Below are 18,817 nucleotides of genomic sequence, written 5' to 3'. Positions count from 1 at the left end.
CGATCTGCATGACAGTCATATGATCGGGTGACGACCAGCGACAGAGCCGAAAGCGCCACATGCGTTTCCGGGTTTCATATGTGGCGCGAAGGCGGTGATAAGAGAAAGCGGATCACGCTTGTGTCGTCACCGTCCCGTCCGCAAGCCAGCCATCAAGCACCGCAAGGGCCGCGTCTGCAAACGCTTGATCGTTGATGTGGCACTCAACCATGGTCAGCTGTGCCGGGGGTTCGATTGCTTTGCCCATCTCGTCCGCCATCGCGGCCAGACCGTCCGGGTCATAGGCTGGCTGACCCGCACGGTCCCATTCCTCGACGCCGTGGGTCGGCATCAGAACATGCACTGGTCCTTTTGCCCGCTTCAGGCGCGCCGCGATATCGCGCACCAGCGCCCGCCGTTCATTCGCGGACAGGCCCGCAGACTTGATCAGGCGGTTGTGCGCATGAAACGGGCGGTCGGCGTAGGCGTCGGGGATGTCCTGCCAGCCCGCAAAGTCAATCAGGTCGGCGCATCCCGGGGACACGATCTGCGGGATGCCGCGCGCGCCTGCATGGGTCAGGCGATCGGCCCCCGCATTGACGACCGACCCCACCATCAGGTTCCCAAGCTCGGGCAATGCAAAATCCATCACGGCGGCAAAATAGCCTTGGCGCGCAAGCGCCTCAAAGGCCATGCCCCCCATGCCGGTCGCATGAAACACAGCGACCTCGAAACCGCGTTCTTCCAGCGGATCGCGCAGCCATGTCATGTATTTGAGGCACGAGGACCCAAGGCTCGTCATGCCGATCACTGGCCGCTTGGTAACCGGCGTCTCCACTGCTTTGGCCGCGCCCAACACCGCTCCCGCCGCTTGGGACAGGGATGATTTGCAGACCGCGTTCAGCCCATAAAGCCCACCGGCCCAGAGGATCATCTGAATGTCCGGGCTCAGCCGGTCCGCCGGGATCAGCGGAGAAAAAGCGACCGTGGAAACCACATATTTCGGCACGCCAACCGGCAGCGCCTGCGCGCAATCCAGCGCGAGGTCAGTGCCCATCGTGCCCCCAAGGGCGAGCATGCCATCAATCCTGCCCTCACCATAAAGCTTGGTCGCCAAGGCCCCGGCGCCACGCGCCATGATCTGCATAGCATGGTTTTCATCTCCGCTGTCTATGGCCTCGGCAATCGACGCCCCTGCCGCTTGCGCGACCATGTGTTTGGAAATGTCTGTCGGGCGTGACGGATCACCCAGCACACTCACATCCATCGAGATCACCTCGCCTCCCTGCCCGCGAATGCAATCGCAGAGGTAGCCAAGCTCGTCGTCCTTGGTATCATAGGTGCCAATGACCAGGATGGTTTTCGTCATTTCACGTCCTCTGAGCCGTCACGCGCGTGTGGGTGGGGAGGTCCTCACCTGCGTTATTCACGCTTCGGCTTGATGATCGAATGATCAGCGCGGGTTTGCAGTGGACCCCCACGGATGTCGAGGTCGACTGAACAATGGTCGACGACAACGCCCTGCCCGCTTCGCGACCGATCCGCTTGGCCGGGATCCGCACCGTTGTCAGGGGCGGTTCGATATCGGCGGATCCTTTGAAATCGCCGATGCCCGTGATGGACATGTCGTCGGGCACCGAAAGACCCGCGGCAGTCGCGCCGTAAATCGCGCCCGTGGCCAAGACGTCGTTCCCGCAGATCAAGGCCGTGGGTCGTGCGGCGCTGGCCAGCAACGCCAATGTATCGCGTTTGGCTGCGGCAACGCTGTAGACGGTCGTCAGCTGCCATTCCGGCCGCACGGACACACCGGCGGCCTGCAGAGTTTGCATGACGGCATCATAGCGCGCGGCGGCCCGGTCGTTTCCAGCCACGGGCGGCAACATGCAAGCGATGTCGCGGTGGCCAAGGCTGAGCACATGTTCCGCGATCAACTGCCCGGCCAGCAAGTTGTCGGTTCCAATCGCCGGGTACCGCGCTGTCTGGGCATAATTCCACATCAAGACCGTTGGAATATTCTGAGCATCGATCAACTGGAACACAGCTTCATCATGGTCGAGCCCGGTCAGAACAATGCCATCCACCCGATGTTCCAGCATTTTGCGCAGGATCGCATATTCGCGTTGCGGATCGTACCCATGAGAGGCAAGCAGGATGGTGAACCCCTGCTCGGCCACCTCATCAGAGAATGCCTGCACGACCTCGGCAAAGATAGCGTGGTCGAGTGTGGGCACCAGCACGCCAATGGTGCCGCTGCGGATGCCGTGGATCGTCTGGGCCGCACGATTGCGGATGTAACCGGTTTTGCGCACCGCCTTGTCGATCCGGCTGCGCGTCGCGGGCTTGAGAAGTTCGGGATGATTGAAGTAGCGCGAGACGGTCGACGCAGAGACGCGCGCAGCCTTTGCCACACTCACTATATCCGCTTTTTTATTAATTTTATCTGTCACTTAAGGTGTGATTTAGTCATTTTATGAAAACATTTGCAAAACTATTTTCATGACTTACCTTGAACAGTCAATGCTCAAGTTGGGAGGCTTTGGCACTTGGACTTCCTGTTCTACATGGGCGATGTCTTTACGCCGATTAACTTCGGCCTGTTGCTGCTTGGGACAATCGGGGGGCTGATCCTTGGGGCCACGCCGGGGCTGTCGCCCACGATGACAGTGGCGCTGATGATCCCGTTTACCTTCAAACTCGAGCCGCAGCAGGGGCTGATCCTGTTGGGGGCCGCCTACACCTCCACGGTTGCAGGCGGGGCGGTCAGTGCCATTCTGCTCAAGATTCCGGGCGCGCCCGCCAACATCGCCACCACGCTGGACGGGCACACGATGGCGCAGAAGGGGCAAGGCGCGAAGGCGCTGCAATTGTCGTTCATCGCATCCGCCATTGGTGGCCTCTTTGGCGTTTTCCTGTTGATCTTTCTGACCCCTGTCCTGGCCAAATGGGCGCTTGCCTTTGGCCCGTCAGAGCTGTTTTGGCTCGCCATTCTGGGGGTGACGGTCATTGGCACGCTCGATTCCAGCTCGGTTGTGAAAGGCTTGCTGTCGGGGTGCATTGGTCTGTGGCTGGCCACCATCGGGTTTGACGACATCATGGGGGCGCAGCGGTTTATCTTTCACTCGTCGGTCAGCGGCGGCATCAACGTCATCCCCGCGCTGATCGGCTTGTTTGCCATCCCACAAGTGATCACGATGTTCGCAAAAGGGCGCAAAGGGACCGACGCCGAGATCATCAGCGTGAAACGCCACCCTATCGGGGCCGCCTTTCGCGAAGTATTTGCCCGCAAGCGCGCCCTGTCTATTGGCACGGCCATCGGTTCGATCATCGGACTGATCCCGGGAGTCGGCGGGCAGATTGCAGGGCTCGTGGCCTATGATCAGTCCAAGAAGATCAGCCCCGAAAGCGCGAAGTTTGGCACCGGCCACCCCGAGGGTGTGATCGCGGCAGAAAGTGCGAACAATGCGATGGTCGGACCGTCGCTGGTGCCCTTGCTGACGCTGTCGATCCCCGGATCACCAACAGCTGCCGTTTTGCTGGGCGGGCTGCTGATCCACGGTATTTTTCCCGGCCCAACCCTGTTCACGCAATATCCGCAGGTGGTTTGGCCCTTTATCAATTCGATGCTGATCGGGCAGATTTTGATGTGTGTGTTCGGCCTGTTGATTGCGGGCTGGGCCGCCAATGTGGCCCGCGTGCCCCCCGCCGTCATGGCCGCCGTCGTTTTGGGGCTTGCCGTCTTTGGCAGCTATTCGGTGCAGCATTCCATGGGTGACGTCTATGTCATGATGGCTTTGGGCTTGGCGATGTTCTTTTTGGAACGGTTCGGGTTCTCTGCCGCGCCGCTGGTGCTTGGCCTGATCCTTGGACCCATCGCAGAGGCGAACTTTATGCAAGGAGCGATGATTGCCAACGCGACCGTGGGGCAGATGGCCTATTTCTTTACCGGCTGGCTGAACTGGTTGCTGATCGTAATCGTGGTCGTTTCAATCGGGTATTCCATCTGGATGGAGCTGCGCCAGCGTCGCTACACCACCAAAGAGGATGCAACCGCATGACCGACCTGCCCCGCACCCAGCATATCGTCGCATCGGGCCTGATCGCGGGCGTGGGCCTGTCGGTGGCCTATGTCAGTTTCACGCAGGAACCCGCCGGGGCATTCGTCTTTCCGCGCCTGATTTCATCCGTGTTCGCGGTATTGGCGATCTGGACCTTTATCAAAGCGCTGTTGGGCCGCACCAAGGTCGGTGCCGGGATCAGCGGGACCGAGATGCGCAACATGGCACCCGGTCTGGCCATCGCCATCATCTACATCTTTTGGGCGGCCAAGGCGTTGGGCTTCTACACGGCCACAACGCTCACCTTCTTTATTCTGCTGACGCTCTATGATCCGGCCCCGCATGGGGACGCCAGGACATGGATCAAGCGGGTGCTGATCACAGCTGGCTTCATGGCCGTCATGTACGGCCTTTTCGCCCTACTGCTGAACGTCTTCACACCAAAAGAGATTTTTTCCTAGCGCCGCGGGAGGCGGCAATAGGATCCAACCAAGGGAGAGAGAAAATGAAAAAATGGATTGCAGGGGCGGCACTTGCCCTGACCGCAATGACGGGCAGCGCGATGGCGGAAGGCCATGGCGACTACCCCGAACGCCCGATCATGTTGATGGTCAGCTATGGTGCCGGAGGTGCGACCGACTTTCAGGCGCGGATCGTGACCATGACCGCTGGCAACGACGACGCGCTGCAAATGCCCGTCGCGATCCTGAACAAGGCCGGCGCCGGCGGCCGCGTCGGCTGGAACTGGTTTGCCACGCAGGCCGAGGCCGATGGCTACACGTTGGGGGCCTACAACGTGCCACACTTTATCGCCCAATCGATTGAGGGTGGCGTGGACTACTCCGTCGACAGCTTTGAGCCCATTGCGAACTGGGGTGCTGATCCGGCGGTGTTTGTCGTCGCTGCAGACAGCGAGTTCAACTCCATGGCGGACGTGATTGCCTATGCGACCGAAAATCCTGGCGGCCTTACCTTCTCTGGGGCGGGCCTGTTTGTGGGGCACCACATCGCCGCGCTGCAACTGGAAAAAGCGGCCGGTGTTAAGCTGGCCTACATCCCGAACAACGCAGGCGGAGCGGGTGCGATGCGCGCCGTAATCGCAGGCGAAGTGCTGGGCGGTGTGAACAACCTGTCCGACGCGTTCCGCGCCCGCGAGGCGGGCACGGTCAAGATCCTTGGGGTGTTTGATCTCGAGCGGAATGCCTTCCTTGAGGACGTGCCCACGATGATGGAACAGGGCTATGACATCGACAACGCTTCGGTGAATTTCCGCGGTGTGATGGTACCCGCAGGCACCGACCCTGCGATCATTGATCACCTCGCCGCAGTGGTGCCAACCATGTTCGAAAACAGCCGTGTGGCCAGCCGGATGGCCGCAGGTGGTTCGCCAATGCAGATCATGACACGCGATGAAGTGATCGAAATGTGGGCGCAGCGTCAGGAAACCCTCGAAGAGCTTCTGGCGGGTCTCTGAACCACCGCCTAAACCAACCGGCGGGGCGCATCACTGATCGCGCCCCGCGTCACCCACAAAAGGATATCCCATGACCGCCGTAGAGCCGATTGCCGAGGTTGAAGCCATCGTTGCCCGCGCAAGAACAGCGCAAGCGGCGTTTGAGGCGCAAGGGTCGCAAGCGCTTTATGATCGCGCGGCGCAGGCGGCGGCCTGGGCCATCATGGAACCCGGTCGCAACCGCCATCTGGCCGAACTGGCGGTCGAGACAACGGGCCTTGGCAATGTGCCCGACAAGATCACCAAGAACCATCGCAAGACGCTTGGTCTGATGCGCGATATTGCGGATGCAAAAACCTTTGGCGTGATCCGCGATGATGCGGACACAGGCATCACCGAGATTGCGCGCCCCATCGGCGTGATCGGCGCGGTTGTGCCTTCCACCAACCCCGGTGCGACACCGGCCAACAATATCATCAACGCGCTGAAATGCGGTAACGCCATCGTCGTCTCCCCCTCGCCCAAAGGTGTGCCCACCTGTGAGGTGTTGCTGGGCTATATCCATGCCGAATTTGACAAGCTGGGGCTGGATCGTGATCTGGTCCAGATGATCCCCGGTCGTGGGTCCAAGGAAAAGACACAGCGCCTTCTGGAAATTTCCGACCTGATCGTCGTGACCGGCAGCCAAAACAACGTCAAACGGGCCTATACCTCAGGCACGCCAGCTTTGGCCGTGGGGGCCGGTAATGTCTGTGTGATCGTGGATGAAACCGCAGATCTGGCGGCGGCGGCGCAAAAGATCGCGGCCTCGAAGACCTTTGACAATGCCACGTCGTGCTCGTCCGAAAACGCCATCGTCGTGGTCGACGCCATCTATGACGCCTTTGCAGCCGAGCTGGCGCAAGCGGGTGGTGCGATGATTGCTGATGACGCGCGGATCACTGAGCGCTTGTGGGTCAAGGGCCACCTCAACCCGCGCGCCATCGCGCAAGACGCGGAGGTGATGATCGACGCCTTGGGGCTGACCGGTGAGGTGCCCGCCGACGCCCAGTTCATCGCGGTAGAAACGAAAGGGATCGGCCCGGACGCTCCGCTATCGGGGGAAAAGCTGAGCCGGGTGCTGAGCGTCTATCGTGCCCGCGATTTCGAGGATGCCGTCGCCATCACGCGGCGGGTGCAATTGCATCAAGGTGCAGGCCATTCGGTCGGCATTCATACCAGCGATGACGCCCGCCCCATGACATTGGCCAACGCCATTCCGACCAGCCGCGTGATCGTCAATCAGGCCCATACGTTTGCGACGGGCGGCGCATTTAACAACGGGATGCCCTTTTCGCTTTCGATGGGGTGCGGGTCATGGGGCGGCAATTCCATCGACGAAAACCTGCATTGGAAGCATTTTCTGCAATCCACCAAGATCGTGCGCGAAATTCCTGCGCGCGAACCGACCCTTGACGATATCTTTGGCGGCTATTGGGACCAGGTCGGCAAGTGATCTTTGACCTCGCAACTCCGCCTGTGGGCACGGTCCGTGACTGGCTTAACGCCCGCGCGGACGGCGATGAGGTTGCTGTCGTATTCGCCGAAACGGGCGGAACGCTGTTGTGGCGAACCTTGCGAAATGAAGCCCGCGACATCGCCGCGGGGCTGACCGGACTGGGCATCGCAAAGGGCGAAAGCGTGGCCATCGTCCACCCCAACGGGCGCGCAGGTCTGGTCGCGGTCTATGCCACGCTTTACGGCGGATTTCGCGCCACCATGATCAACCTTGCTGCAGGGCCCGACGCGATTGCCTATGCCCTGGATCATTCCGGCGCGCGGTTTGCGTTCGTGCACGAAACGCAAGCGGACACATTTGCCAATGTCGCGCCCGAGGGCACGCGGGCCCTGCAGGCTGGCGATCTTCAAACGCACGCGCCGCTTTATGAGGTCGAGGCCGCAGACCACGCGCTGCTGATGTACACATCCGGTACGACCGGGAAACCCAAGGGCGTCGTGCACACGCAGTCCAGCCTGCTTGCCGGCGGATGGACAACTGCGGTCGCGCACGATTTGAGGCCGCAGGATCGAGGGTTTTGCGTGCTGCCGATCTATCACATCAACGGTCTGTGCGTCACGGTGATGGGGGCGCTGGTCTCTGGCGGGTCGCTGGCGATGGTGTCACGGTTTTCGGCCGGCAAGTTCTGGGATCAGATCGACAAGGGGGCCGCGACCTGGTTTTCGGTGGTGCCCACGATCATTAGTCATCTGCTCCATGGTGCCGCCGATCCAAGCACGTCCGCGCGCGCGCGGCTCAGATTTGGGCGCTCGGCCTCCTCCGCGCTTGCGGTGGATACGCAAACCGCTTTCGAGACCCGCTTTGGGGTCCCGATCATCGAAACGATGGGCCTGACTGAAACGGCGGCGCAAATCCTGTCCAATCCGCTGCCACCCGGGGTGCGCAAGATCGGATCACCGGGCGTGGGCTATGGCAATGACATCCGCATCATGGCCGGCGATCTGACCGAAGCGCCACGCGGGTCAGAAGGCGAGATCGCTGTGCGTGGACCCAATGTGATGCACGCCTATCTGCACAACCCGGATGCGACGGCTGCGACCTTTGCCGGGGACTGGCTGCGCACTGGTGACCTTGGGCGTATGGATCGCGATGGCTATGTCTTTGTGACGGGGCGGCTCAAGGAGCTGATCATCAAAGGCGGCGAAAACATTGCCCCCCGCGAAATTGACGAGGTGCTCTACAGCCACAATGACATCGTCGAGGCCGCCGCATTCGCGCGACCTTGCGCGCAATACGGCGAGCGGGTCGAGGCGGCAGTGGCCGTACGCGACGGATCATCCGTGGTTGAAGCGGATTTGTTGGTGCTGTGCAAAGACCGGCTTGGTCAGTTCAAGGCCCCCGAACGCGTTCATTTCCTCAGCGAGTTGCCGAAGGGGCCATCGGGGAAAATTCAAAGGCTGAAGCTGGCTGAATTGCTTTGAGGCGCGTGCGGGCTGAGGCGGTTGCTTTGGTGGCAGGGCAATAGTTGAGGGAGGTGGACAGTGTCCCTGAAACAACCGGTGCCATCAAGTATGACAAGCCGCTTGAGACCTCAACTCCAGCGACCCTATCGCATCACGTTCGATGCGATGAACGCCCCTTAACGCGGATTGTCCGTTATGGCAAACCTTGGGTCCGCGCCGCTTTGTAACGTCCTTTGTAGCTTGCGATGATCTCCTGACCGGCGGCTTCTGAGGCAAAGGCCCACTGGCCGCTCTCTGCGCCTTCGATGATCAAGGACAGCACGGCCAATTCCATCGCGTCACGGACCGCAAAGATTTCAGGCTCGTTACGTGTCACGCCTGTTTCGATCTCAAGCAGCTCGTCCACGGATGTAAACCGGAACACGTCATTTTGGGTCTGCACCGAATAGATCGTCTTGGTGGTGGTAACCGACGTCAGGACGCGCCCGCTCGACACGCTGACGGCGCGCAGAGAGACGGTGACAACATCCTTGCGGTATTGCTGCAGGAACCCGATGCCAAGAAAGCGAACGCCAGCCCCGCCCGTAAACAGGTTGGAATCGTATCCAACGATGGATCCTTCGATCAACGTCCCTGCAAAGCGCAAGGGCGGCAGGTTGACGTTGCCCGAATACGCCTTTTGCGTCTGTTCGATGATCGCACGTTCGCGCAACAGGTTGTCGACACGGCCACGCTCGATCACGTTGAACCACTTGCCGTGGCCAGCGGACATAAGCACATCGGCCAGAATATCTGCGCCACCTTGGGTCACGGCACGGGAAAACTCGGCATACCCTTCGCTGGTTTCATTCTTGCCGGTCAGGTCGGGAAAGGCATAGACCGCGACATCAAGGGCACGATGCGGCGCGGTGAGCGTTTCCAGCTGCAACCCGGTCTTGGTGCGCGCCATCTCTTCCGAGGGCTGGGCAAGACTGTAGTCATAGGACCGCGACGTCGCTTCGCTGAAGGAGTTGCCATCCGCGCAGGCGGCCACTGCGAGTGTTGCAATCACGCTCGCAATCATTCGGAATGATCTTTTCATATGCTCGCCAATTCTCCGCAGCTTTTTATAGCCGCTGCCTGTTAATAGAATATGTTGTTCTTTTTATGGCGATTACGGACTCGTTCCGCCCGTACCCACCGTCAAATCGCTAGCACCCAAATTCCCGATGGGAATGATGATTGTCGGGCCACCAACTGCTGCTCCGCCAATTCCGGGGATCGCGCCACTTCCTGCGGCCGCTGCGGCGGTGTCCGTGCTCGCGGTTGCTGTGCGCTGCGCATCAGCCGCACCCAGCAAAAAGGTGCCATTGAACGGGTTTCCGCCGAAATGCGGATTTTTAAACTGTACTGAGAAATCCTGGGCAAAAGTAAGTGATGCGCTGAACGCTCCGAACACGCTTAAAGCCAAAACAATCCAATTTGATTTTTTCATTTCCGGTTTCCATTCTGCCACATTTCGCAACGGCTTTTGGTACACTAGCGCAAATGCGCAATTTTTCGCTCATCCAATGCCCGGAATTGCGGCAAAGTCCCTGAATGTTGCATCACAACAACGCTCATTTCGCGTTAAACTAGGAATGCCACTATCTAGGATTGATAACAATCGTCCCTGACGGGAGACGCGCGATTGAGGCCGCCACAGGCGCGTCGTTGCGCCCCTGAATAACGCCAACCTGAAGCCGCCCGGCTGCGCTGGATGGCGACGACGCTGCGGATGACGGCACCATCTGGTCCTCTACACTCAACGAAAGCCGTCTTCCAAAGCCGGACTGCGCCACAGTGACGTCCGTGTCATTGCCCCGGACTTGTACGGCGGATTGGTTCAGAATACCCGATTGAAAGGTTGTGACCGTGTTGTTGACCCCCTGGATGCCGGTGATCGCCTGGTTAAATGCGCCGAATTGGACTGTGTTGGTCGTGTTCGAAAGCCCGACATTCAATGCGAGGGCTGCGTTCTGTCGTCCGACCTGCACAAGGTTAGATGTGTTGCCAATACCCATCGCGATCTGAACGCCCGTGTTCTCAATGCCAGCCTGAACGACCCGCTGCGTGTTTTGCAGACCAAGTGCAAGATTCGCACCCGTATTGCCCTCACCAATCTGCGCCATGTACGCGTCTTGTGCCGCCGCACTGTGCGCCGCGAAAATACCGGCGAAAGCGATGGCTCTTATAATGAAACCCGTAAAATCAAATTTATTAATCATAACAAACCTCGCCATCAGACATAATGTCCGCACCCATCCAGGAACGGGTGCGGCCGAAAGCCTTACGTCAGATCAGTTGACGGAGACTGACGAGCTGAAGGGGATGCTGGGGCTCAAGGATGGGCCTGTCGCCAATGTTGGGACAGCCGACAACGACACTTTCGGTGCCGAGATAGAGCCGATGGACTGACGGAACATCGCACCACCGCTGTTTTGTGCCCAGTTCAGAGCGACGTTATTGTTACCCTCTTGAATGATCTGGGACACATAGGTGCCGTTGGGGCCCGGGCTTTGCGCCGCAATCTGAACAGCAACGGCGACGTTGCGGCCGTTTGTGAAGCCGTCAGCGGATTGCCAGATCAGCGAGTCCATGGTCGCGCCCGATGGCTTGCCTTCGTTGACGTAGCCGTTTGTCGCGTCCAGCTGATACGTATGTGCAGAGTTGCCGCTGCCACGTGTCAGTGTCGCAGCTGCGAAACCTTCACCTTGCTGGTTCACGACCTGCAGGTTGTCGTTGCCGACCGAATACTCAGAATAGTTGATAGCGACGTGATCGTTACCAAGCTGGGTGATGTAAGCGTCTTGCGCATAAGCCGCGCCGGAGGCCACGACCATCGCTGCAGAAATAATCAGAGTTTTCATTAATATCTCCATACCAACATTGAAAAGAGCCGGTGGCTTCCCCTTAACCGGCCGCGAGGCACTTCTTTTTCGGCCCCGCGGACCAGACGCTACCGTTTCGCAGCATAAAATCACAGGTCGTTTACGGTTTTTTCGCCCCTTTTCTGACCAAAAGGTCGAATTTCATACCTTTTGATTAGGATTGTCGAGAATATTGAGACAATTACCAAAATCGAAAATCTACTGGAGCGTGAATATGATCGCTTAGCGGGAAATCGCCCACCTGACCCCCGAATCAATAAACCTATTGACGGCAAAATTAGGGCGCTCTTCGCGTAAATCTGTGTTTTGGCGCAGATGTTTGGGCACGCCGCAGCATGGATTGTCCACGGAACGTGGCCCAATTTTCAACACAGCAATGTACGAAAATGGTCTGGTGCCAGTCATGCGAATGAGCCGATTGCCTTTCTATAGTTCGACATAGACGAGAATTGGAACGAGCAGCTTCAGCCACTCTAGACTTTGAAGTGTCCCTTTTTCGTTAAAGGAACCTTGAAAGGGTAAAATATGTATATTCGAGCATTTGCCGGCCTCGCCATTGCGCTTCTCATTCCGATGAAAGGCTATGCGCAAGAAGCGTTTATCACTCAGATTTCAACGTCGTCAGCAAGCTTTGCGATTTCTTCGCCCGCCGTTTCGACCAATGCGCAGCAGGTCATTCAAAGCCTCGAGACGCCATCCCTAAATCTGCAGCCCTTAAATGTCGACACAAGCGCCTACCCGATCATCGGCGCGCCCATCACGGGTCCGGTCGCAAGCGTGACATCCATAGGCAATTCGAATTCGTCCCTGATCATGCAGACAGGAATGCAGTCCGCGTCAATATATCAGGTCGGCGACGGCAATGCGGCAGCGGTCGTCCAGGCAGGCTCCGGCAATCAGGCGTCCGTCTATCAAACAACATCGCTCGGCACAGCGTCCATGTTTCAAAGTGGACAAGGCAATTCCGCGCTTATCGTGCAGCGGTAAGGTTTATCCGCGCTGGTGCCAGCTGGAAGGCTGGATCGCGGTGCTTTGCAGTGGCTGCATCCTCGTGAGGGATTTCAGCCACGCGGCGCTGTCCGGCTCGTTTGAGAGCCCACTGAAGTCTTAAAGACTGCAAGAGGCGGTCGGCGACGTTCAATAAGGACGTATGAGAACAAGCACTTAAGAGCCTATGATCAAGCCTAAGCGAAGTGATGACGCTCCACGTGTTTGATTTTATGGTGCCCGGGGGCGGGCTACACTCAGCTTTATAAATCAACATCTTAGCGGAAAATGGGACAGTAAAAATCGCAGTATTTTGTGCTGTTTTGTCCCACGCTTGACCCATTCAACTTGTAAATGGATAGGCTCACATATGGTTGGTTTGACCGCCGCTCAACACTAACATGACGTGTCCGCCTTGTCATCCACTCTGCCACCAAACCAATGTCACGCCAAAGTCATGTCGCCTTCATCTTTCCCTTGCAGCGAGGATAGCTAACGCACCCGTAGAACTTACCATACCGCCCCCGCCTTTCGCCCAGCCAGCCATTATCGCATGTTGGGCAACTCGGATACTCAGCACCACATCCACATATCTTCAGCCCTGATTTGCCTTGCAGCACGGGCATACCGTTGCCGCACTCCGAACAGGCATTCAATGAAAACCCACACAGGTCTGCGTGTTCACATTTATACCATGTGCGTCCATCCTTGGTTGGAACTGCAACGAGGTGACCGCCACATTCCCCGCAGGTATGGTTGGCTTGATCTTGCCCAGCATCACCGACGACCCCGTATTCAGGATCGTCCAACAACTCCGTTACAAATGCCGACTGCTTCGACGCGGCGCTCATCAATGTCACTGAATGACGCGCACGGGTGAGTGCGACATACATTACACGGCGTTCCTCGGCGCTCTCGAAAGGTTCGGCTTCAGGTGATACCAAGCTCAGGAGTGGATCGTCCACGATTTCCGACGGAAACCCTGTGCGACCCCGATAGAGATTCACAAGGATCACATGATCCGCCTCTTGCCCTTTGGACGAGTGGATTGTCTTGAACGCGATGTCGAGGCTTGGGAAGCCGCGTCGCAACTGTCGGAGATCGGACGGTTCGTTATACCTGTTACGTCCAAGGAGAAGCACCGATGACCTTTTACCCTCCGTCGCTGCGATATCGTGCAGTGACCGCAGCACCAGCCTCAGTTTCTCATCGGCATTATCACGCAACGTTGAAACCACCCTCAATGCTGGGACCTCAGTCGTGCCAGCGGGAATAACGGTTTTGTTCAACTGTGCTGGGTTTTGAAGAACGAACTTCTTGGCCGCAAATGCAATCTGATCCACGGATCGGAAGGTTCGGCCTAGGTCAACAACGCGGTGCACCCCAGTCCGTCCATTGAACACGCCGCCAAACTCGTTGCCGAAATTACGCATCATATTGATGTCTGACCCCGCAAATCGATAGATTGATTGCCAGTCATCGCCAACCGCAAAGACCTTTCCGTCGGAATGCTGCGCCTTCAGTGCCTTCACCAACCGCCCACGGCTGCGGGAAATGTCCTGAAACTCATCGACCAATATATGCTTGAACGGACTGCGATACGTTCCGTTTTCAACATAGCCAGAGGCTCTCAGGATCATGTCTTCGAAATCGATCCGACCCCCCAAACGTTTTTGATACTCCGCATAAAGTGGTTCGAATATTGACAAGAACGAACTGGCCCGCTTGCCCAGTTTCATCTTTCCAGCTTTGTCCGCGCACTCTGCCAGTTGGTAGCCGCCACCTTTGTAGTGCTTCAGAAACGTACTGATTAGCTGCACAAAGCTGTCAGCCTGCTTCATCTCAATCACAATATCGAACAGAGTTTCAGGTGAACGGGGCATGACCTTTTCGAACGGCGCGATCTTTTCTGCCAAAGCCTCCAGCAACCGATCTTCTTCACGATCATAGCTAAAGGTCTCAATGAGTTGGGTGTCATGCTTGGCGTGAACGCCACGCTTCCATTCCATCCCCTCAAGATATTCCTCACGGTTAACAAATGGGGCGGTGGTTAGGTGATATGTCCCATCTGCGGCTTTTGTTCGTCGCACCCCAAAATGTTCAATGTAAACGCCGCTCTTCGTGAGGCGGAAATCGGGGCAATAGTCACGATAGCCCCCCTCTGAAACTTTGTGTTCGTAGTCGGGTTCATACTCGTATTCGATCCCGTTTTCGAAAAGCCAGTTGGCGATCATCAACTCTTCATAGCTTTTGACCTGTTCGCCCTGAAGCGTCCGAAGGTCCAGCTTTTCGACATAGGTGTAATAGTAATGTTTTTTCTTGAAGTCCCATTCACTCTTGCCTTCAAGACGGGCGTAGGAAAACCAGCCGATGATAGACTTTGATACCCCAGCCACGCTGTGAACCAGCGCCCGTAGGATGTCTTTGATGAGTGCGAGAAAGGCTTTGTCATCGGTGGCATGTGCTGCCAGTGCAGGTTTGCTGCCTTCGACAGCCCCAATGATGTCGTAGGCCAATGAGTGGAATGTGCGGGCTTCGAGTGGCTCACCACACCGTTCCTCAATGCGTTCTGACATCTCCTTTGCAGCTTCTCTCGCGAATGCCAGCAATAGGATTTCCTCTGGTTGTCGGATGCCAGATTTAATCAGGTAGCCTGCCTTAGCCGTGATAACACTGGTCTTGCCCGATCCTGCGCCTGCCAAAACAAGTGTGGCGTCTTCATCGGCAATGATCGATGTGCGCTGTTCGGGGGTCAGAGGATTGCTTTCGAAGGTATCAAAGAACGTTTGCCATTTGGGCAGTTGTTGATGTTCAAACTTCTTGATGGCGTCGTCGCGCATCGGACCTGCGTTTAGCAAGAACCCTTGGATGGTCCGAATTTGATTGAAAATCTCTTCGCCAACCGCCTCCTCGGACAGTTTCGAGAGGAGTTGCTTATCCAGACCCCGTGCCTGTTCGAGGGTGGGTGACACAAAACATGCCGACGGATATCGCGTCGGCTGGGATAGCTCGGTTATGACGCGCAGAACTTCGTGAATGGCCAAACGTTCAGCATTGAACTTCGCAATGTTGTGGGCAGTCCAACCCGTTTTGACGCGGTCGCTGAATGATCGGGCGTCTTTGTGATTGGCACCCCGAAGCAAGACCTGAGTGCCCTTATCAACAGTTATTTTCATCGTGCTTCCAACAAACCCTCTCGTAACCAACGGAGGTGCTGAAAGGTCGGCGACTTGGATGTCCTGCTTACGCCTCGCATTGATGCTCACCACACCGTTTTCGTAATCAATGCTGCGGGCGTGGGTGCCAAATGGGTTCAACAGAAAACCTATCAATGGCTTGGATTCAATACGCTTCAATCTCAAATCTCGTTTCTTATCATTAGGCTTCGAACGTGCCGTGAAGTTTGGTCAGGATATCCCTATTCCTTTAGACGCCCAGCGATCCGCAGTGCATTTTGTTCGACCAGCACTGCCACATGTTCGACCATGCCCCGCTCTGCACCTTGGTGCGCACAGACAGCCTCTACAGCTTCCACACGCTTTGCCACCATCGCATCGACAAGTTCCTGCACCCGCAATCGAATGCCCCGTGGGCTGAAGCCTGCTGCATCAGCAATCCGTTCCCAGTGCCGCCGTGCCATGTCAGCAGGCTTGCGTTTGCGCCCCCCCAGCTTCTGGGCATGGTATTGATTCACATGATCCCAATGCAGCACGGTCGATACGTCATAGAGCGGTGCCATCGTCGGCCCGCCGCTGAGTAACATCGAATAGTTCTTTGCGTGGGCATCGGTGTTGGCGACAAGGATGTTAAAAATTACCTGATCTTGCAGCGTGAGCGCGTCCTGTGCAGGCAGATGTTGCGCGGTCATGAGAAGCCGATTGAGGTCTAAACCTGCCACGGTGCCCTGCTCATATTTCTGGTTTGGGAAGATACCGTTGGCCTGCGCGAAATCCTCTTGGTGAAGGCGTCGTAGTGACCCGTCCCTACGGCTCGTCCGATCATACCGTGCAACGGTAAGTGCGGTCCTGTCTCCAACATCCACGATGCTGACATCTGCAACCACCATTCCAATCAGTTTGGCTAACGTCAGGCAGTAGGCTTCGTTCTCGACGATGCCAGGAAGGTTCGGATTGTCGGGCTTGATGATGATGGTCGATGGCGCACCTGACATCGGGATCGCAAGTTGATCGCCCTTTTCTGGCAACCCCAACTTAGGCGCACCTGCGGCATCCAACACTGCAAGTGCAGTCTTCTTTTGTCCCCCAGCAAGGGACAGCCTGACACCATCCTCTCCTGCGAGGAAGGGACGCTGACCAAGGTCCTTGAAGTGCGCTGTGAGGGCGTCCTGTGGGTCCTCCGTGCCATAGTAGTCTGTGATGGGCCGATACGACCAAGCAACCTTGTCGCTGGGTTCACCGATTGAAATGGCACCTGCGGTGTCCCCGCCGATCTCCTTGAGTATGGCGAGTGCATCGGTCGATGATAGGCCCAATGCCCTTGAGAGGGTCAGCAACTGCTGTTCTTCAGGCAGAAGGTTCGCAAGCCAAGGCGTGATGACCTGATCAGGGTAGATTGCCTTGGCAAGTGGCATTGTCACGGACAGTGGAGAACTGCTCTTGGTGGCCAGCCATCGTTTGTCATAAATGAACGTCAGTTTGCCATCGTTGTGGACATCAATCTGTCCGACGCTGAAAGCCTCATAATATACGTCCACCTGATCAATGATGGTCATGCGTCATCTTCCAAATCATAACCATCAATGCTGCTATGGGTGTCGGAGCTTGCTTCGCGTCCTTTAGGGGCCACAAGGTCCGCCAAATCGATGCGAAGTGCATCGGCCAATGCAACAAGGGTGGACAGCTTCACGTCCCGTGTTCCCCGTTCGATGTGTGATAATGTTGATGCCGTGGACCCAGACAAGCGTGACAGGTCGGTCAGGCTCAACCCCACTTCCTTACGCCTTTTGCGCAATCGTTTGCCGATCTTGGCAGCCCACTTTGTCAGGTTTGTTTCGATGTTCATGTTGCACCGTAATTTATCACTTAGGATAAATTAGCAAGTTTTGAGCCTCCTGTCATCAGAATTTATCTCAGAGGATAAAACTTGGTATGTTATGCCTGATAACAAACAAATTTACTCCGCACGATAATTATCGCACGATAGGGGGATCGACATAGTCTGGAAAGATGCTCGTGTAAAATTTGATGCAGGTCTCTTTGGCTAAGATCAAATCACCTGGCAGAATCGTCTAGGCTGTGTTCCGCTGCGGATACCTTGAGGACGAGTTTTTTTGAAGAAGTTATTTCGCACAATGCGGCATCGGATGTCTTGGACAAACGCAAAGAAGATTTTGAACGCCAACGGTATTTCGACAAGTCACGGTTGGGATGGGACCCTAAAAAAGGTCGCAGACTCAGGCTTGCAGGTTGAACATGGCAAGTTGGAAGATGCGCTGGTTGAACATCTCTTGTGTGGTGAGAAATATACCAAGCTCTACCCAGTGCCATCATCCAAACGTCATGCGATCCAACAGACGATCAGCAATATTTCCATCGACGATGGTCCTGCATACCAAGCCTATCCTCACCTGATGGAAGATGATGCATTGCATAAAGGCACAGGCGACATGTCTGTTGTTCAGGTCGAAAGCAACGAAGACGGTGTTGGTGTAGTTTTATCATCCGTGTTCTGGGTCAAGAAGCGCGAAGAAATCCTCTTCGATGACTTTGAAGACCCATCCGCGATGCGCACCCGCTACGATGAAGTCGTTGGGCTGGTGCGTGAACCAATGCAGTTATTTCATGTTGTGTGGATGCCCCACCACCGTGATTTCCTAGAAATTCGCGTTGATCACCCGCGTGGCGTCGCCGAGGCTGATGTGCATGGCCTGCATTCCGTCCTCAAAACTATGGTGAACAAGTGGGCTGGTATTGAAATCGACCAACCAGTGAATCTGTTCCCCGCTGTGCTGCCTTTCTATGATGACGCAAAAGAAGGAACGGTCACGCAGATGACGTTCCAGACGACCACGGGTGGCATCAAAGATGAGAAGATGCCACGCCGCCGTAAGGACGCGGATCAACGCACTGAGGCTTACCATGTTGCTGGGAAAACTGCGGTAGAAGCAATCGCGATATATCGAATTACCGTCGAGTGGAACTTTGCCGAGGACAACGTTTTCTACATCCCTGCCATAAGCCTTTCTGCCAGTGGACCCGCAGGCAACGGGAAGAACGGAAACCCGATCATTAGTGGTGCATTGATCAACAATTGTGTCCGTGCCGCAGATTATGAATTTGTGATCGACCGCCTCGGAAAGAAGGCTCAGCTAGAGTTAGTCGAAGCGGCTGAGTGATGTGATGGCCTTCGCACAGTTCAGGCAACGATTGGAACGGGTGACCTGCTCCCCTGAGAGTCCGTGTTTATAAGTTAGCACTGTTCAGGTTTTGGTCCTCTTCTGACCGGTTAGCATA

At 56.6% G+C, this 18,817-nt stretch carries 16 protein-coding genes; 7 read left to right on the top strand and 9 right to left on the bottom strand.

All coding sequences use genetic code 11. The features are described 5' to 3' along the window. Nucleotides 1–112: 112 nt before the first annotated feature. Together Q0908_RS14625 and Q0908_RS14620 are read right to left on the bottom strand one after the other, a co-directional pair. On the bottom strand, nt 113–1,348 hold the full coding sequence (locus Q0908_RS14625; protein ID WP_299285933.1) for a Tm-1-like ATP-binding domain-containing protein: 1,236 nt from the start codon (nt 1,346–1,348) through the stop codon (nt 113–115). A 1-nt stretch (nt 1,349) separates the two neighbouring features. Continuing rightward, the gene (locus Q0908_RS14620) at nt 1,350–2,393 is read right to left on the bottom strand and encodes a substrate-binding domain-containing protein (protein WP_299285931.1); all 1,044 of its coding nucleotides are present in this window, start codon (nt 2,391–2,393) and stop codon (nt 1,350–1,352) included. Between the two features lie 129 nt (nt 2,394–2,522). Between Q0908_RS14620 and Q0908_RS14615 the strand changes: the two genes are divergently transcribed. The 5 genes from Q0908_RS14615 (at nt 2,523) to Q0908_RS14595 (ending at nt 8,466) form a co-directional block, all read left to right on the top strand. Continuing rightward, a complete protein-coding gene (locus Q0908_RS14615) occupies nt 2,523–4,034 on the top strand; it encodes a tripartite tricarboxylate transporter permease (RefSeq protein ID WP_299285929.1) in 1,512 nt (503 codons plus the stop codon). After that, nucleotides 4,031–4,495, top strand: a complete 465-nt coding sequence (locus tag Q0908_RS14610; protein WP_299285928.1) for a tripartite tricarboxylate transporter TctB family protein — start codon at nt 4,031–4,033, stop codon at nt 4,493–4,495. Before Q0908_RS14615 ends, Q0908_RS14610 begins: the two co-directional genes overlap by 4 nt. 44 nt (nt 4,496–4,539) lie before the next feature. Further along, nucleotides 4,540–5,508 (top strand): tripartite tricarboxylate transporter substrate binding protein, encoded by a 969-nt coding sequence (locus Q0908_RS14605; protein ID WP_299285926.1) that lies wholly within the window; start codon nt 4,540–4,542, stop codon nt 5,506–5,508. A gap of 70 nt (nt 5,509–5,578) precedes the next feature. Next, a complete protein-coding gene (locus Q0908_RS14600; protein WP_299285924.1) occupies nt 5,579–6,982 on the top strand; it encodes an aldehyde dehydrogenase family protein in 1,404 nt (467 codons plus the stop codon). After that, complete coding sequence (locus tag Q0908_RS14595) at nt 6,979–8,466, top strand: AMP-binding protein (RefSeq protein ID WP_299285921.1); 1,488 nt, start codon at nt 6,979–6,981, stop codon at nt 8,464–8,466. The genes Q0908_RS14600 and Q0908_RS14595 overlap by 4 nt, the downstream gene beginning before the upstream one ends. A 175-nt stretch (nt 8,467–8,641) precedes the next feature. Here Q0908_RS14595 and Q0908_RS14590 read toward each other — a convergent pair whose 3' ends face one another. The 4 genes from Q0908_RS14590 to Q0908_RS14575 all read right to left on the bottom strand — a co-directional run bounded on the left by Q0908_RS14590 (nt 8,642) and on the right by Q0908_RS14575 (nt 11,336). Continuing rightward, nucleotides 8,642–9,511 (bottom strand): CsgG/HfaB family protein, encoded by an 870-nt coding sequence (locus tag Q0908_RS14590; protein ID WP_299285918.1) that lies wholly within the window; start codon nt 9,509–9,511, stop codon nt 8,642–8,644. Nucleotides 9,512–9,601: 90 nt separating this feature from the next. Next, nucleotides 9,602–9,922, bottom strand: a complete 321-nt coding sequence (locus Q0908_RS14585) for a curli assembly protein CsgF (protein ID WP_299285915.1) — start codon at nt 9,920–9,922, stop codon at nt 9,602–9,604. Nucleotides 9,923–10,073: 151 nt separating this feature from the next. Continuing rightward, on the bottom strand, nt 10,074–10,709 hold the full coding sequence (locus Q0908_RS14580) for a hypothetical protein (RefSeq protein ID WP_299285912.1): 636 nt from the start codon (nt 10,707–10,709) through the stop codon (nt 10,074–10,076). A 57-nt stretch (nt 10,710–10,766) separates the two neighbouring features. Next, a complete protein-coding gene (locus Q0908_RS14575; protein WP_299285910.1) occupies nt 10,767–11,336 on the bottom strand; it encodes a hypothetical protein in 570 nt (189 codons plus the stop codon). 594 nt (nt 11,337–11,930) lie between these two features. Here Q0908_RS14575 and Q0908_RS14570 point away from each other — a divergent pair. Further along, the gene (locus tag Q0908_RS14570; protein ID WP_299285906.1) at nt 11,931–12,344 is read left to right on the top strand and encodes a hypothetical protein; all 414 of its coding nucleotides are present in this window, start codon (nt 11,931–11,933) and stop codon (nt 12,342–12,344) included. A 455-nt stretch (nt 12,345–12,799) separates the two neighbouring features. Here the strand turns inward: Q0908_RS14570 and Q0908_RS14565 are convergent, their stop codons facing one another. The 3 genes from Q0908_RS14565 to Q0908_RS14555 all read right to left on the bottom strand — a co-directional run bounded on the left by Q0908_RS14565 (nt 12,800) and on the right by Q0908_RS14555 (nt 17,366). After that, the gene (locus Q0908_RS14565; protein ID WP_366869246.1) at nt 12,800–15,700 is read right to left on the bottom strand and encodes a UvrD-helicase domain-containing protein; all 2,901 of its coding nucleotides are present in this window, start codon (nt 15,698–15,700) and stop codon (nt 12,800–12,802) included. Between the two features lie 62 nt (nt 15,701–15,762). Further along, the gene (locus tag Q0908_RS14560) at nt 15,763–17,076 is read right to left on the bottom strand and encodes a type II toxin-antitoxin system HipA family toxin (RefSeq protein ID WP_299285903.1); all 1,314 of its coding nucleotides are present in this window, start codon (nt 17,074–17,076) and stop codon (nt 15,763–15,765) included. After that, the gene (locus Q0908_RS14555; RefSeq protein ID WP_299285900.1) at nt 17,073–17,366 is read right to left on the bottom strand and encodes a helix-turn-helix transcriptional regulator; all 294 of its coding nucleotides are present in this window, start codon (nt 17,364–17,366) and stop codon (nt 17,073–17,075) included. The genes Q0908_RS14560 and Q0908_RS14555 overlap by 4 nt, the downstream gene beginning before the upstream one ends. Before the next feature lie 301 nt (nt 17,367–17,667). On the opposite strand from Q0908_RS14555, the gene Q0908_RS14550 reads away from it, so the two are divergent. Next, nucleotides 17,668–18,699 (top strand): hypothetical protein, encoded by a 1,032-nt coding sequence (locus Q0908_RS14550; RefSeq protein ID WP_299285897.1) that lies wholly within the window; start codon nt 17,668–17,670, stop codon nt 18,697–18,699. The last annotated feature ends 118 nt before the right edge of the window (nt 18,700–18,817 follow it).

It is taken from the genome of uncultured Tateyamaria sp. (assembly GCF_947494755.1).
In the GTDB taxonomy this organism is placed as follows: Bacteria; Pseudomonadota; Alphaproteobacteria; order Rhodobacterales; family Rhodobacteraceae; genus Tateyamaria.
The sequence above is the reverse complement of the archived record's forward strand: the minus strand, read 5'-3'. Positions and strand labels throughout refer to the sequence as shown.

Excerpts from the sequence above, each read along its gene's own strand:
- Q0908_RS14585 (WP_299285915.1), bottom strand. The coding sequence starts at position 9,922 with ATGAAAAAATCAAATTGGATTGTTTTGGCTTTAAGCGTGTTCGGAGCG.
- Q0908_RS14590 (WP_299285918.1), bottom strand. The coding sequence starts at position 9,511 with ATGATTGCGAGCGTGATTGCAACACTCGCAGTGGCCGCCTGCGCGGAT.
- Q0908_RS14625 (WP_299285933.1), bottom strand. The coding sequence starts at position 1,348 with ATGACGAAAACCATCCTGGTCATTGGCACCTATGATACCAAGGACGAC.
- Q0908_RS14605 (WP_299285926.1), top strand. The coding sequence starts at position 4,540 with ATGAAAAAATGGATTGCAGGGGCGGCACTTGCCCTGACCGCAATGACG.
- Q0908_RS14555 (WP_299285900.1), bottom strand. The coding sequence starts at position 17,366 with ATGAACATCGAAACAAACCTGACAAAGTGGGCTGCCAAGATCGGCAAA.
- Q0908_RS14580 (WP_299285912.1), bottom strand. The coding sequence starts at position 10,709 with ATGGCGAGGTTTGTTATGATTAATAAATTTGATTTTACGGGTTTCATT.
- Q0908_RS14600 (WP_299285924.1), top strand. The coding sequence starts at position 5,579 with ATGACCGCCGTAGAGCCGATTGCCGAGGTTGAAGCCATCGTTGCCCGC.
- Q0908_RS14610 (WP_299285928.1), top strand. The coding sequence starts at position 4,031 with ATGACCGACCTGCCCCGCACCCAGCATATCGTCGCATCGGGCCTGATC.
- Q0908_RS14560 (WP_299285903.1), bottom strand. The coding sequence starts at position 17,076 with ATGACCATCATTGATCAGGTGGACGTATATTATGAGGCTTTCAGCGTC.
- Q0908_RS14575 (WP_299285910.1), bottom strand. The coding sequence starts at position 11,336 with ATGAAAACTCTGATTATTTCTGCAGCGATGGTCGTGGCCTCCGGCGCG.
- Q0908_RS14570 (WP_299285906.1), top strand. The coding sequence starts at position 11,931 with ATGAAAGGCTATGCGCAAGAAGCGTTTATCACTCAGATTTCAACGTCG.
- Q0908_RS14550 (WP_299285897.1), top strand. The coding sequence starts at position 17,668 with ATGTCTTGGACAAACGCAAAGAAGATTTTGAACGCCAACGGTATTTCG.